This window comes from Stappia sp. ABD4_338, assembly GCF_056312175.1.
The window spans coordinates 1747363-1760654 of the sequence record NZ_CM149982.1; the positions used below are offsets into that span (position 1 = coordinate 1747363).

Genomic DNA, 13292 nt, shown 5'->3' on the forward strand with positions numbered 1-13292 from the left:
GTCGATGCGCTCATTGGTAGCAAGGAGTTCTAAAGAAAACGTCGATAGGGTTGTCCCAAGGGAAAACGGGACCGGGGACGGCATATGGATCTGCGCCGCCGATTGCTGGCCGGAGGCTGCGCGTTGCTTGACCGCAGCGGCCTTGGCCGTGCGCTGACGCCGCTGACGGGTGGACACGGGCTTGTTCTGACGTTGCACAGTGTCGCGCCCATGTCGCCGTGCGATGCCTTCGCGCCCAACCGTCACTTGCGGGTCGCGCCCGACTTTCTCGACCGTACCATCGATCAGATCCGCGCCTCGGGCATTGAGCTCGTTTCCCTGGAAGAGGCCGTGGCGCGTGGCATCGACGGGCGGGACGGGGGCGGGCGGCGTTTCGCCGCTCTCACCTTCGACGACGGGTATCGCGACAACCTGATCCACGCCTGGCCCGTTCTCAAGAGGCAGGGGGTGCCCTTCACCATCTTCGTGACCAGCGGTTTCGTGGACCGCACGGCGGAGATCTGGTGGGAGGCTCTTGCGCGCATTGTCGCCGGCGCCGATTCCATCGAGGTCCCTGTCGGCTCCGGGATGCGTCGCTTTCCGGCCGAAACGACCGCCGAGAAACGGCATGTCTTCTGCCATGTGCTGCACTGGTTCACCCGTGAGCTGGGTGAGGATTCCCAGCGCCTGGAGCTCAGGCGCCTGGCGGAGCGTCACGGTCTCGATCTCGTGGCGCTCGCGGATGAGCTCATTCTCACCTGGGACGAACTGCGCGAATTGTCCCGCGATCCGCTTTTCACGGTGGGCGCACACACGCACGACCATTTCGCGCTGGCCCGCCTCACGCGGGAGCGGATGCGCGCCGACATCGGTCGCGGCCTTGAGCGCCTGAAGGAGGAACTGGACGTCAGCCCCCGGTTCTTCGCCTATCCGTATGGCTACGAGGCAGCGGTGAACATCGAGGCGCACGACGTGGTGCGGGAGATGGGATTTCGTGCCGCCGTTACCACCCGTCCGGGCGTCCTGTCCGGTCGGGAGGACCGTTTCGCGCTGCCCCGCGTGTCACTGAACGGCTACTTCCAGAATGCGGCCGTCGTGTCGCAGTTCCTGACTGGCGCACCGTTTCCGCTTTACAACCTGATGCGCCGGGTCCGCGACGTGATCAATCCGCATCCGGCCTGCGGCTGAGCCGGAAGCCGTGCTCCATCCACCAGATGATGGCGCCGGCGGGGATCGTCCAGGCCAGTCCGGCGATGGCGAAATACGCGAAGCGGATGACCGATGATGCCGTCTGCATCGTCATGTCGCCGATGACCATTGCCACGAAAGCATAGACGATCACGAAGATGACGAGCACCGTCATGCCGATGAACTTGCGGGCGGGATTGGTCATGGTCGTCGTCCGGATCCTGAGCGTGACGCAAAAACGCGTTGATGCCTGAGGTCATGTGTCACGGGCATGGTGCGCGTCAAGCCCGGCGTGCGCCCTTGTCATTCTCCGCGCCTGCCTATAACCGGTTTCAGCCGGACGGATTTGCGCCGTTCGCGCGCTGTTTCTCAATGACGGGCCTGGACGGACCATGAGCGATATCACGGCTGACACGCATGTTTCCCCGAATTCCGGGGAGGACCGGATCGCCCGGGACCGCAAGGCGATCCGGCTCTGGCTCTATGCCATCTGCCTGCTCATCCTCGCCATGGTCGTCGTCGGCGGCGCCACGCGGCTGACGGAATCGGGCCTTTCCATCACCGAGTGGAAGCCGATCCACGGCGTGATCCCTCCGCTTTCGGTTGCCGAATGGGAGGAGGAGCTGGAGAAATACCGCCAGATTCCCGAGTACCAGCTCATCAACAAGGGCATGTCGCTTGAGGAGTTCAAGGTCATCTTCTGGTGGGAGTGGAGCCATCGGTTGCTCGGCCGCCTCATCGGCGTGGCCTTTTTCGCGCCCATGGTGTGGTTCTGGGCACGTGGACGCGTTGAGCCCTGGCTGAAACCCTGGCTTGTCGCGGGGCTGGCGCTCGGCGGCCTGCAGGGATTCATCGGTTGGTGGATGGTGGCCTCCGGCCTTGTCGATCGTGTCGACGTCAGCCAGTACCGGCTTGCGACCCATCTGACGCTGGCATGTCTGATCTTCGCCTATCTCTTCGGGCTGGCACGCTATCTCGCCTTCGCGCCGGTTCGCCGGGATGCCGCCGCGCGCCCGCATCCTCTGTCGCTTCTCGCGGCATTGCTCGTTGCAGCCGTCTTCATCCAGATCTTCCTCGGAGGTCTTGTTGCCGGGCTGAAGGCAGGCCATTCGTTCAACACCTGGCCGCTCATGGATGGCGCGCTGGTGCCGTCCGGCCTGTGGATGATGTCGCCTGTGTGGCTCAATCATTTCGAGAGCGTGCTGACGGTTCAGTTCCAGCACCGTATCGCCGCCTATGTGGTGGTGGCGCTGGCGGTTGCCGTGTTCTGGGCCATCGCCAGGCGGGCGGACACCCGCCACCTGCGTGGAGCCGCGCTTGCCGCCGCCGGGGCACTCGTCGCCCAGATGACAATCGGCATCGCCACGCTGGTGGGCCAGATTCCCTTCGGACTGGCTCTTCTGCACCAGGGCTTCGCGGTGGTCGTCGTGGCGGTCGTGATGGAACTGTGGTGCCGTGCCCGGTTCAAACGGCCGGCTGACGCGTGATCCGATCACGGCGGGCATGAGCGCTTGAGAAAATGCGTCTGAGAAAATGTAAAAGGCCGGGCAATCGCCCGGCCTTTCGTGTTTCGAAGATATGCGTTACCGCGGCTGTCAGCCCTTGGCGAGGGCGCTCTCCAGATCCGCGATGATGTCCTCGGCATCCTCGAGACCGACCGAGATGCGCACCACGTCCGGACCGGCGCCCGCGGCGGTCTTCTGCTCGTCCGTGAGCTGGCGGTGGGTGGTGGAGGCGGGGTGGATCAGCAGCGAGCGTGTGTCGCCGATGTTGGCCAGATGCGACAGGATCTCGCAGTTGGACACGAGCGCCACGCCGGCGTCATAGCCGCCCTTGAGGCCGAAGGTGAACACCGCACCGGCGCCCTTGGGCATGTACCTCTGCTGGCGCTCGTGGTTCGGATCACCCGGCAGTCCGGCATAGGACACCCAGCCGACCTTCTCGTGCCCGGCGAGGAATTCCGCCACCTTCAGCGCGTTGTCGCAGTGGCGCTGCATGCGAAGCGGCAGCGTCTCGATGCCGGTCAGCAGCATGAAGGCATTGAAGGGGGCGAGTGCCGGGCCAAGATCGCGCAGGCCGAGGACGCGGCAGGCGATGGCGAAGGCAAAATTGCCGAAGGTCTCGTGCAGCACCATGCCGGAGTATTCCGGGCGCGGGGTGGTAAGCAGCGGATAGCGGTCGGTGGACGACCAGTCGTAGCTGCCGCCGTCGACGATCACGCCGCCCATGGAATTGCCGTGTCCGCCCATGAACTTGGTGAGCGAGTGGACGACGATGTCGGCACCATGCTCGATCGGACGACACAGGTAGGGGGTCGCCATCGTGTTGTCGACGATGAGCGGGATGTTGTGCGCCCTGGCGATCTTCGAGATTGCGGCGATGTCGGTCACCACGCCGCCGGGATTGGCGAGGCTCTCGATGAAGATGGCGCGGGTCCGGTCGTCGATCTGCGCCTCGAAGGAGGCCGGATCCACCGCGTCCGCCCACTTCACTTCCCAGCCGAAGCTCTTGAACGAGTGGTTGAGCTGGTTGATCGAGCCGCCGTAGAGCTTGTTCGCCGCGACGATGTTGTCGCCCGGGGTCATCAGCGTGTGGAAGGCGAGAAGCTGGGCGGAGTGGCCCGAAGCGACGGCGAGAGCGGCGGTGCCGCCCTCAAGCGCGGCGACGCGCTCCTCGAGTACGGCGTTCGTCGGGTTGGTGATGCGGGTGTAGATGTTGCCGAAGGCCTGCAGGCCGAAGAGCGAGGCGGCATGATCGACGTCGTCGAAGACGAAGGAGGTCGTCTGGTAGATCGGCGTCACGCGCGCTCCGGTCGAGGGATCGGGCTGGGCGCCAGCGTGAATCGCAAGCGTCGAAAAACCGGGGATGCGGTCGGTCATGAGGTCCTCCTCGTTGAAACGTGGCCGGCATAGTGTCCGAAGGCGCTTTCCCCGTCAAAGCAAAGAGATTGCGTTTTCCGCCGCTTGGCGGAAACGAACAGGGGAAATCCCGCCGCGTTTCATATGGGTGCCGCCCGCGCCTGAGGAATGATTTTTCAAACCCGCCGGGACGAGGGGAGAGCCATCCGGATTCAGGCAACCTCGCGTGGCCGGATGGCCTCGATCTCCCCGGACAGTTCAGCACGCGCAAGGGCAAGGGTGTGGACCCAAGAACGAGGCGGGTCCGGTTTGTTCGCCAGGGTCGGATACGAGGCGCAAGCCTGCAGGAAACCGTCCGGTTTTCAAAGGCTGGCAACGCTGTTGCCCGGCCCTGGCCGAGCAAATCCCGAAGGGACGTGAAGGCGGCTTCGATTTGCGGCGTCGAAGCCCTTGGCCGGGCGGAAGGCCCGCCCGGCGCGCTTCTCCTTGCATCTCCTTGCCGTTTTCACGCCGGACATGCCTCGTTCTTGGGTCCACACCCTGGGTCATGGCGGGTCTGGAGGTTGATCCAGAACTCGGCGCTGGTGCCGAAGTAGCGGCCAAGGCGCAAGGCCGTATCGGTCGTCACGGGTGTTTCCTCCCGTACGATCCTTTCGATACGCGTACGCGGTACGCCCAGTGCCCGGGCGAGTGCATAAGGCGTCAGGTCAAGCTCGGCGAGGAACTCCTCGCGCAGGATTTCTCCGGGGTGAACAGAAGTTGCCATAACCTGTGATCCCTGCCTGTATCCGTGCAAAGAGTCTGCACGAAAGGGGGCGGCAGGGAAAGTTGCAAGCTTTGACGTCGCGCCGTTCCTTCCTGATCCTGGCCCCTGCGCGCGAGGCCCGTCACTCCTTGCGCAGGCCACGGTGCTGGAAGCCGGATCGCAGCGCCGGACGCTTGGAGGACAGGGTGCGGGAGTTGACGCCGGTCCAGCCGATTTCGCCGGACAGCCGTCCGTACTCGATCTTCGGGCAGCGGTTCATGATGACGGTGACGCCCTCCGCTTCCGCAAGGCGTGCGGCCTCGTCGTTGCGAACCGAGAGCTGCATCCACACGACCTTCGGCTTCGGCGTCAGGGCGAGGGCCTCCTTCGTCACGCCAAGGGCGGCTTCCGAATTGCGGAAGATATCGACCATGTCGACCGGCTCGGGAATGTCGGCGAGGCTTGCATGGGCCGTCTGGCCGAGGATCTCCTTGCCGGCGAGGCCCGGATTGACCGGAAACACGCGATACCCCTTCGACAGAAGGTATTTGAGCACGAGGAAGGAAGGGCGAGCGGGGTTGGCGCTCGCGCCGACCATGGCGACGCTCTTTGTTTCGTCCAGCACCTGGCGGATTTTGGCGTCGGTGTAGCGCTCGTGGTGGCTCATGTCGGCCGGTGTCGTCTCGCTCGCCATGCTCATTCTCCGGTCCACACGGGCTCGCGCTTCTCGATGAAGGCGCCGATTCCTTCTTCCGCATCACGCGCGAGCATGTTCTCCACCATCACCTGCGCGCAATGGGCATAGGCGTCGGCGAGCGGCATTTCCGCCTGGGCGTGGAAGGCCTCCTTGCCGATCTTCAGTGTCAGCGGGGATTTTCCGGCGATGGTCTGCGCGTATTTCGCGGTCACCTGGTCGAGGTAGTCCTCGGGCACGACGCGGTTGATCAGGCCGAACTCGCGCGCCGTGCCGGCGTCGATGATCTCGCCGGTGAGAAGCATCTCCATCGCCTGCTTGCGCGAGACATTGCGCGTCAGCGCCACCATGGGGGTGGAGCAGAACAGGCCGATGTTCACGCCCGGCGTGCAGAAGCGCGCCTTGTCGCCCGCGATCGCCAGGTCGCAGGAGGCGACGAGCTGGAGGCCGGCGGCGGTGGCCATGCCGTTGACCTCGGCGATCACCGGCGCGCGGTGGGTGACGATCGTCTGCATCAGCTTCGCGCAGCGGCCCATGACGTCGGTGAAATAGGCGCGTCCGCGATCCTCATGGGCACGCGCGGCCGTCATCTCCTTGAGGTCGTGGCCGGCCGAGAACACGGGGCCTTCCGCCTTCAGGACGATGACGCGCACGTCCGTGTTCGAGGCTGCGTCGTCAAGCGCGGCCTGGAGCGCCGCCATCATCTCCTCCGACAGCGAATTGCGCCGCTCGGGCCGGGCCAGCGTCAGCGTCAGGATGCCGTCGGCCAGGTCGCTGCGCAGCGGGCCCGCCGCATGGTTCGTGTCCGCCATGATCGTTTCTCCCGGAATGTTTTCGTGTTGCCGACCTTATAGCCCGCGCCGGCAAGCGGCGGAAGCGAGTGCCACGCATGATCCTGTTTCCACTTGCGACAGGACGGATTTTCGGGCTCCCTTGACCAACACGTCAAGAGAGCCGGCCGGTCCGGCGGGGGAGGAGAGAAGCTTGCAGTCTGTGATGAACGTGGAAGAGCTTGAGGCGTTTCTCGAGACGGAGTTTCCCCAGATCCATGTCGACGGACGGATCTACAAGGTGGAGACGGTGTCCGAGGGCGAGGCGGTGCTGTCGGTGCGGGCACTGGAACGGCATCTTCGCCCCGGCGGGACGATCTCGGGCCCGACCATGATGGCCCTGGTGGACCTGGCCGCCTATGCGGTGATCCTTGCCCATATCGGTCCGGTGGCGCTGGCGGTGACCACCAATCTCAACATCAACTTTCTGAGGAAACCGGAGCCCGGCGATCTTCTTGCGACCTGCCGGCTCCTGAAGCTCGGCAAGCGGCTGGCCGTCACGGAATGCACGCTGACGGGCCGTGCGGGCGGAGATCCCGTCGCCCACGCCACCGCGACCTATTCGATCCCGCCGCGCTGAACCGGCCGGAAAGGCATGAATTTGTGTGGTATTATGATACCGTTTTTTCAGATCGTTGTTTTTGCTGCACAATTTGCATCGATGTGCGAATGAAGGTCGTTGACAGGATGAGTGAAGCGGCGTAGACACAGCGCCGACGGAAAGCGGGCCCGGGTTGGGCCCGTTTTGCTTGACCTCGGGCCTGGTCGCGTTTCCGCACCGAAGGCCCGTGACGGACACGGACCCAACAACGGACCACGACCATGAAGACCTACTCCGCCAAGACGGCCGAGGTCGAGAAGAAGTGGATCTTGATCGACGCTGAGGGCGTTGTCGTCGGCCGCCTGGCCGCCTTCATCGCCAACACGCTGCGCGGCAAGACCAAAGCGACCTTCACGCCCCACATCGATTGCGGTGACAACGTCATCGTCATCAATGCCGACAAGGCCGTGCTGACCGGCAAGAAGTACTACGACAAGAAGTACTACTGGCACACCGGTTACCCGGGCGGCATCAAGGAGCGCACCGCGCGCGCCATTCTCGAAGGCCGCTTCCCGGAGCGCGTTCTCGAGCAGGCCGTGAAGCGCATGATGCCCGGCGGCCCGCTGAGCCGCACGCAGCTCAAGAACCTCCGGATCTACTCCGGCTCCACTCATCCGCATGAGGCCCAGTCGCCGGTTCCGGTCGACTTCAAGGCCTTCAACGCGAAGAACGATGGCAAGAGGGCGTAACGATGGCTGAGCTCCAGTCCCTCGAGGATCTCGGCGGCGCTCTGGACGCGGAAGCGTCCGAGGCTCCGGTTCATGTGCAGAAGCTTGACGCCCAGGGTCGCGCCTATGCGACCGGCAAGCGCAAGGACGCCATCGCGCGCGTCTGGATCAAGCCGGGCACGGGCAAGATCACGGTCAACAAGAAGGACTACGTCGCCTATTTCGCGCGTCCGGTCCTGCAGCTGATTCTGCGTCAGCCGATCATGCTGACCAACCGCGAAGGCCAGTACGACGTGGTCGCCACCGTTTCCGGTGGTGGTCTGTCCGGCCAGGCCGGTGCTCTGCGTCACGGCCTGTCCAAGGCCCTGACCCACTACGAGCCCGAGCTGCGCGGCATCCTCAAGAAGGAAGGCTTCCTGACCCGCGACAGCCGCGTCGTGGAGCGCAAGAAGTACGGCCGCCGGAAGGCGCGTCGGAGCTTCCAGTTCTCCAAGCGCTGATCCGCTTCGGAACACTTCGACTTCAGGAACGGCCCGCCATCGGCGGGCCGTTTCGCGTTTGCGGGCCCGCTTGTGGCACTCACCCCTTGCGGGTGGCGAGCAGCAGGCTGGTTTCGGTGGCCGCGATCCCGTCGACGAGGCGGATCGCGGAGAGGAGCCGGTCGAAATCGGCGAGCGTTTCCGTCTCCAGTTCCGCGACAAGATCCCAGCGCCCGTTGGTGGCGTGCAGCGCGCGCACTTCCGGAAACCCCTGCAGGCGCCGCGCGATCGCCTCCGTGCGATGACCTTCCACCTCCACCATCATCACCGCCCGCACCGGCGCCGAACGGTCCTGTGCGCCGAGCGTCACCGTGAAGCCGAGGATCACGCCGGTGTCGACCAGCCGGTCGATGCGGGCCTTCACGGTTGCCCGCGAAACCCGAAGGCGCGCCGCCAGCGAGGCAACGGGGAGCCGCGCGTCGTGGCGGAGCAGCGCGATCAGTTTCCGGTCGAGGTCGTCCATGGCATGCGATTCCCGGGAATGCAGGAGTGAGATCCTGCAGGGCCTGTCAGTCTGATCATCCGTTCTTGTCAGCCTGATCAATTGCATGGCCAAAATGGCGATTTTTCACCGTTTCGACAAGCACGCCGGCGCGCCATCCTACAGGCAATCGGGTGGTTGCGGGGCGCGCGGGCGTGGTTCCGGCGCGGCTGGCTGCCTGACTTGCGGGAACATGCGGTTCGTTCGATCGTTGCGCTTGTGTGTCTTTCGCAAAACCGGGGAGTTTTCGACCATGTCCACCGACCGCATTCGCCCGATCGCGCTGCTTGGCGTGCCGATCGAGGCCGGAACCGGGCGCAAGGGAGCGGCCATGGGACCCGCGGCGCTGCGGGTCGCCGAACTGGGAGCGCGTCTCGAGGCGCTCGGCTGGCAGGTGTCGGACCGGGGAGACGTGCGTCCGCTTGCGCCCCAGCAGGTGGAAACCCTCGACCTTCCAGGGGCGGCCTATCTGCCCGAGGTCGTGGCGGCGTGGGTGCGCCCGCTGCACGACGCGGCGTATGACCTGGCGCGCGAGGGCGCGATCCCGATCTTCCTCGGCGGCGACCATTCGCTTTCCATGGGCAGTGTCACCGGCGTTGCCCGCCACTGGGCGGAAGAGGGGCGGCCACTCTTCGTGCTCTGGCTCGACGCCCATGCCGATTTCAACACGCCCGCGATCTCGCCCTCCGGCAACCTGCACGGCATGTCGCTGGCGCTTGCGTCCGGCGAGGCGGAACTCCTTCCGATGATGGCACGTCCGGCCGCGCTTGCGCCGGTTCCCGCGGAGCGTATCTGCGTCTTCGGCGCCCGCTCGATCGATCCGGAGGAGCGCAACCTGTTGCGCCGTCGCGGCGTCACGGTGAACGACATGCGCCAGATCGACGAGAACGGCGTTTCGATTCTCATGCGCGACTTCATCAGGAAAGTGAAAGACGTAAACGGTGTTCTTCATGTGTCGCTTGATGTCGATTTCCTGGATCCTGCCGTAGCTCCGGGCGTCGGCACGACCGTGCCCGGCGGTGCGACCTATCGCGAGGCGCATCTCGTCATGGAGCTTCTCGAGGACGCCGGCATCACCGTCTCGCTCGACGTGGTCGAGCTCAATCCCTTCCTCGACGAGCGTGGCCGCAGCGCCATCGCGCTCGCCGAACTCGTCGCGAGCCTGTTCGGTCAGGACGTCATGGATCGTCCGACCCAGGCATTCGCCTGATCCAGCCCCAGCCTGAAAGAGGTCCGCCGTGAGCCGTCTGCCCGAAGACTATATCGCCGCCGAACATCGCCTTGGCGCGCACAACTACAAGCCCATCGATGTGGTGATCGAGAAGGGCGAGGGCGTGTGGCTGACCGATGTGGAGGGCAAGCGCTACCTCGATTGCCTCGCGGCCTACTCCGCCGTCAACCAGGGGCATTGCCACCCGCGGATTCTCAAGGCGATGACCGACCAGGCGGCCCGGCTGACACTCACCTCGCGTGCGTTCCGCAACGACCAGCTCGCCGGCTTCTACGAGGATCTGGCGAGGCTCACGGGCGCGCACAAGATCCTGCCGATGAACTCCGGCGCGGAAGCCGTGGAGAGCGCGGTGAAGGCCGTTCGCAAGTGGGGCTACGAGGTGCGCGGCGTGCCGGAGAACAAGGCGGAGATCATCGTCTGCGCCAACAACTTCCATGGCCGTACGCTCGGTATCGTCGGTTTCTCGACCGACCCGACCGCCCGCACCGGTTTCGGGCCCTTCGCACCGGGCTTCCGCGTGGTGCCCTTCGGCGACGCGCAGGCCTTCGAGGACGCGATCACCGACAACACCGTCGCGTTTCTGGCGGAGCCCATCCAGGGCGAGGCGGGGATCCTCATCCCGCCCGCCGGCTATTTCGCGACGGTGCGCGAGCTGTGCACCCGCCATGGCATCACCTTGATCCTGGACGAGATCCAGACCGGGCTCGGGCGGACGGGAAAGCTGCTTGCCGAGGAGCACGAGGGCATCGAGGCGGATGTCACGCTGGTGGGCAAGGCGCTCTCGGGCGGGTTTTATCCGGTTTCGGCGGTGCTTTCGAACTCCGAGGTGCTCGGCGTTCTGAACCCGGGAGAACACGGCTCGACCTTTGGCGGCAACCCGCTTGCCTGCGCGGTGGCCCGCATGGCGCTCAAGGTCCTTGTCGAGGAAGGCATGATGGAAAACGCGGAAACGCAGGGCGCGCGCTTTCGGACCGGGCTTTCCGCGATCCGCTCCAATGCGGTGCGCGAGGTGCGCGGGCGGGGCCTCATGATCGCGGTCGAACTGCACGAGGACGCCGGTGGGGCGAGGGCGGTCTGCGAGGCCCTGCGCGAGGAAGGCGTGCTTGCCAAGGACACCCACGACCATACGATCCGTATCGCGCCGCCGCTGGTCATCACCGCCGACGAGGTCGACTGGGCGCTGGAACGCTTCGACAAGGTGCTGACGCGACTGGGATAAGGGGTGCCCCGGCCCTCAAAAGAGGGTCTGCTTCGCTCTGGACAGGAACAACCCGTGGCCGTCGCGATTGCCGTATTTCAGCCCCTTGCGGGATGCTGACAGACGAAGCCCCCGAACGCGCCGATGACGCCGTAGTCGGCCGTGCCGAACCCGCTGCGTCCCGTGTCGTCTGTCTGGTCCATGTGTCCCAAGGTCGTCTCCCGGTTCGATGCCGGCCCGCGCCATTTGACGTTTGGCCGGTCATGTTCACGTTGTCGGGTGCTCCCGGCCGGGGTATCTGGATGCCCATGACCCAAGGAACGTCTCCCGATTCCGTCGGCGCTCTTGTCGAACGACTGGACATCGCCCCGCTGAGAAGCGGCCCCCTGAACGGAACACGTTTCACGGTCAAGGATAATATCGACATTGCCGGCCACCGCACGTCCTACGGCAGTCCGGCCTGGCGTGACGCCCATCCCGCACCGGTTCACAACGCGCTTTGCGTCGACCAGCTTCTGGCTGCCGGGGCGCGGTGCGTGGGCAAGGCTGTCGCGGATGAGTTTACCTACAGCCTTGACGGTGAGAGCCAGTTTTTCGGCACGCCTTGCAATGCCAGGGCGCCGGAGCGGATTCCCGGCGGCTCCTCGAGCGGATCGGCGGCTTCGGTTGCAAACGGACTGGCCGATTTTTCGATCGGAACGGATTCCGGCGGTTCCTTGAGGGTTCCGGCAAGCCTTTGCGGCATATGGGGGATGCGGCCCTCGCTGCACCGGATCTCCGAAGCGGGGGTGCTGCCGTTCATGCCGAGCGTGAGCACGGTTGGGCTTCTCTCGGCGGAGTACCGGCATCTCGAGGTTGCGGCGCGCGTCTTGTTGCGCAGTGGAGCCGGTCCGGTCGCTCCCCTGAGGCGGCTGTTGGTGTTGAGCGACGGTGTTGAGGTCGCCGAGGCGGCTGTGCGGGAAGCGGTCCGGAAGGCTTTGGCCGAGATCGCACGGCGAACCGGCATCGTGCCGGAGCCGGTCCGCTTCGCGGACCTTGTCGGCGAGGACATTCCGCTTGGCGATTGCAATCTGAAGGCGTTGAGGGATCTGCAAACGGCGGAGTTTCAAAGCACCGTCGGCAACTGGATCGAGGCCGTGCACCCCGAACTCGGCCGTACCTTTTCCATGGCGTACGGCAACGTTCGAAGCTTCGACCGCATTGCGGCCCTGGACAGCGTGACCCGCTGCGAACGGTTTTTCGAACGGATCAATGCCGCGCTTCCTGCGGGCACGGTCATCTGCTTTCCGACGACCCCGTCCATCGCGCCGCTCAAGGGCTCCTTGAACACGCTGGACGCGGTGACGGCCTTCTACGATCCCACGATGACCCTGACCGCGTTTTCCGGGGTCGCACGCCTGCCGGAAATCTCGGCCCCCCTGATGACCGTCGAGGGGTGTCCCGTCGGGCTTTCCCTCGCAGCAGGTCACTATCAGGACGAGTTCCTTCTGGCGGCCGTGCGGGAGCTGCTGGGGATCAGGCTTTCCTGAGCTCTCTCGTCAACGCGCGCGCTAGCCCGTTCGCCGGCCGTCCGCCTCGCTCTTGTGGGAAGCGGCTCCGTTTGCATTGTCGTTGTCGGGCGTTACCGACCAGGAACGGTAGACCGGATGCGCGTCGCGCATTCGGTCGTAGAGGGAGACCATGCCGTTCAGAAAGGCCATCTTGCCGGCGTAGGTGAGCACGGTTCCGGCCGCGACCAGCGGCAGAGACAGCGTGATCGCGCCCCAGATGCCGAGACCGAAGCCGAGGCTCGTCACCAGCGACAGGATCATGGCGCGGCGGTTGTCGGCTGCGGGGACCGGCACCGCCAGCCTGTTGAGCCACACCCGCTCGCCGAATGTCGCGCGCGCATGCCAGGTGTCGAAGCGGCGCGGCGGCGGAAACAGGCGCGGATTGATCCAGAGCCACAGGGCCACCAGCACGAGCAGGCCGAGAGCACTCGGCCAGCCGATCCATGTGTGCGACCACAGGGCCAGAAACAGGAAGGGAAGGGTGGCGAACCGGGTCCACACGCTCCATCCGCTGGCGTGTCGGCGCCAGGTGTCGGCGTTCATGCCCAGCATCGACAGGCCACCCGCCATCATCGGATGATAGGCGGCTGTGCGAACCGGAGCGGTATCCTCCGTGCCGCGCGGGCTTTCCTTTTCCATCTTTGCCACGGCGTTTCGCCCCCTGTCTGGCTCGTGCGACGCGCCTTGCGGGGCATCACCTGAGCGCTGTCGCCGACGCCGGCTGCCTGCC

Annotated in this window: 15 protein-coding genes; 8 read left to right on the forward strand and 7 right to left on the reverse strand. The window is 65.3% G+C overall.

The window, feature by feature from the left end; all coding sequences use genetic code 11:
• Positions 1–123 precede the first annotated feature (123 nt).
• Positions 124–1167: a polysaccharide deacetylase family protein gene (locus ACYX4S_RS08120; protein ID WP_476362527.1), complete on the forward strand. Its 1044-nt coding sequence runs from the start codon at positions 124–126 to the stop codon at positions 1165–1167.
• Here the strand turns inward: ACYX4S_RS08120 and ACYX4S_RS08125 are convergent.
• Positions 1142–1372 carry a DUF2842 domain-containing protein gene (locus ACYX4S_RS08125; protein ID WP_293724730.1) on the reverse strand — a complete coding sequence of 77 codons (231 nt, stop codon included), beginning with the start codon at positions 1370–1372 and terminating at the stop codon, positions 1142–1144. The genes ACYX4S_RS08120 and ACYX4S_RS08125 overlap by 26 nt on opposite strands.
• Before the next feature lie 187 nt (positions 1373–1559).
• Between ACYX4S_RS08125 and ACYX4S_RS08130 the strand changes: the two genes are divergently transcribed.
• Positions 1560–2654: a COX15/CtaA family protein gene (locus ACYX4S_RS08130; protein ID WP_476362528.1), complete on the forward strand. Its 1095-nt coding sequence runs from the start codon at positions 1560–1562 to the stop codon at positions 2652–2654.
• Between the two features lie 108 nt (positions 2655–2762).
• Here ACYX4S_RS08130 and ACYX4S_RS08135 read toward each other — a convergent pair whose 3' ends face one another.
• From ACYX4S_RS08135 to ACYX4S_RS08150, 4 genes are all read right to left on the reverse strand, one after another.
• On the reverse strand, positions 2763–4046 hold the full coding sequence (locus tag ACYX4S_RS08135; protein ID WP_476362529.1) for an O-acetylhomoserine aminocarboxypropyltransferase: 1284 nt from the start codon (positions 4044–4046) through the stop codon (positions 2763–2765).
• 484 nt (positions 4047–4530) lie between these two features.
• Positions 4531–4791: a HigA family addiction module antitoxin gene (locus ACYX4S_RS08140; protein WP_476362530.1), complete on the reverse strand. Its 261-nt coding sequence runs from the start codon at positions 4789–4791 to the stop codon at positions 4531–4533.
• 121 nt (positions 4792–4912) lie between these two features.
• Positions 4913–5437 (reverse strand): CoA-binding protein, encoded by a 525-nt coding sequence (locus ACYX4S_RS08145; RefSeq protein ID WP_476362837.1) that lies wholly within the window; start codon positions 5435–5437, stop codon positions 4913–4915.
• Positions 5438–5466: 29 nt separating this feature from the next.
• Positions 5467–6276, reverse strand: a complete 810-nt coding sequence (locus ACYX4S_RS08150; protein ID WP_476362531.1) for an enoyl-CoA hydratase — start codon at positions 6274–6276, stop codon at positions 5467–5469.
• A 184-nt stretch (positions 6277–6460) separates the two neighbouring features.
• On the opposite strand from ACYX4S_RS08150, the gene ACYX4S_RS08155 reads away from it, so the two are divergent.
• The 3 genes from ACYX4S_RS08155 (at position 6461) to rpsI (ending at position 8063) form a co-directional block, all read left to right on the forward strand.
• Positions 6461–6874, forward strand: a complete 414-nt coding sequence (locus tag ACYX4S_RS08155) for a PaaI family thioesterase (RefSeq protein ID WP_476362838.1) — start codon at positions 6461–6463, stop codon at positions 6872–6874.
• 242 nt (positions 6875–7116) lie between these two features.
• Positions 7117–7584, forward strand: coding sequence for a 50S ribosomal protein L13 (gene rplM, locus ACYX4S_RS08160; RefSeq protein ID WP_422068824.1), 468 nt, complete (start codon positions 7117–7119; stop codon positions 7582–7584).
• 2 nt (positions 7585–7586) lie between these two features.
• A complete protein-coding gene (rpsI, locus tag ACYX4S_RS08165) occupies positions 7587–8063 on the forward strand; it encodes a 30S ribosomal protein S9 (protein ID WP_293724742.1) in 477 nt (158 codons plus the stop codon).
• A 79-nt stretch (positions 8064–8142) separates the two neighbouring features.
• Here the strand turns inward: rpsI and ACYX4S_RS08170 are convergent, their stop codons facing one another.
• Positions 8143–8565, reverse strand: a complete 423-nt coding sequence (locus ACYX4S_RS08170) for an Lrp/AsnC family transcriptional regulator (RefSeq protein ID WP_476362532.1) — start codon at positions 8563–8565, stop codon at positions 8143–8145.
• Positions 8566–8851: 286 nt separating this feature from the next.
• Between ACYX4S_RS08170 and rocF the strand changes: the two genes are divergently transcribed.
• From rocF to ACYX4S_RS08185, 3 genes are all read left to right on the forward strand, one after another.
• The gene (rocF, locus tag ACYX4S_RS08175; protein WP_476362839.1) at positions 8852–9793 is read left to right on the forward strand and encodes an arginase; all 942 of its coding nucleotides are present in this window, start codon (positions 8852–8854) and stop codon (positions 9791–9793) included.
• Between the two features lie 28 nt (positions 9794–9821).
• Positions 9822–11033 carry an ornithine--oxo-acid transaminase gene (gene rocD / locus ACYX4S_RS08180; RefSeq protein ID WP_476362533.1) on the forward strand — a complete coding sequence of 404 codons (1212 nt, stop codon included), beginning with the start codon at positions 9822–9824 and terminating at the stop codon, positions 11031–11033.
• Between the two features lie 287 nt (positions 11034–11320).
• Positions 11321–12541: an amidase family protein gene (locus tag ACYX4S_RS08185; RefSeq protein ID WP_476362534.1), complete on the forward strand. Its 1221-nt coding sequence runs from the start codon at positions 11321–11323 to the stop codon at positions 12539–12541.
• A gap of 21 nt (positions 12542–12562) precedes the next feature.
• Here the strand turns inward: ACYX4S_RS08185 and ACYX4S_RS08190 are convergent, their stop codons facing one another.
• Complete coding sequence (locus ACYX4S_RS08190) at positions 12563–13201, reverse strand: DUF6653 family protein (RefSeq protein ID WP_476362840.1); 639 nt, start codon at positions 13199–13201, stop codon at positions 12563–12565.
• Positions 13202–13292: the final 91 nt, after the last annotated feature.

Coding starts and splice junctions, on each gene's coding strand:
- ACYX4S_RS08150 (WP_476362531.1), bottom strand. CDS start 6,276: ATGGCGGACACGAACCATGCGGCGGGCCCGCTGCGCAGCGACCTGGCC.
- rpsI (WP_293724742.1), top strand. CDS start 7,587: ATGGCTGAGCTCCAGTCCCTCGAGGATCTCGGCGGCGCTCTGGACGCG.
- ACYX4S_RS08185 (WP_476362534.1), top strand. CDS start 11,321: ATGACCCAAGGAACGTCTCCCGATTCCGTCGGCGCTCTTGTCGAACGA.
- ACYX4S_RS08130 (WP_476362528.1), top strand. CDS start 1,560: ATGAGCGATATCACGGCTGACACGCATGTTTCCCCGAATTCCGGGGAG.
- ACYX4S_RS08190 (WP_476362840.1), bottom strand. CDS start 13,201: ATGGAAAAGGAAAGCCCGCGCGGCACGGAGGATACCGCTCCGGTTCGC.
- ACYX4S_RS08170 (WP_476362532.1), bottom strand. CDS start 8,565: ATGGACGACCTCGACCGGAAACTGATCGCGCTGCTCCGCCACGACGCG.
- ACYX4S_RS08140 (WP_476362530.1), bottom strand. CDS start 4,791: ATGGCAACTTCTGTTCACCCCGGAGAAATCCTGCGCGAGGAGTTCCTC.
- ACYX4S_RS08125 (WP_293724730.1), bottom strand. CDS start 1,372: ATGACCAATCCCGCCCGCAAGTTCATCGGCATGACGGTGCTCGTCATC.
- ACYX4S_RS08145 (WP_476362837.1), bottom strand. CDS start 5,437: ATGAGCCACCACGAGCGCTACACCGACGCCAAAATCCGCCAGGTGCTG.
- ACYX4S_RS08155 (WP_476362838.1), top strand. CDS start 6,461: ATGAACGTGGAAGAGCTTGAGGCGTTTCTCGAGACGGAGTTTCCCCAG.
- rplM (WP_422068824.1), top strand. CDS start 7,117: ATGAAGACCTACTCCGCCAAGACGGCCGAGGTCGAGAAGAAGTGGATC.
- ACYX4S_RS08135 (WP_476362529.1), bottom strand. CDS start 4,046: ATGACCGACCGCATCCCCGGTTTTTCGACGCTTGCGATTCACGCTGGC.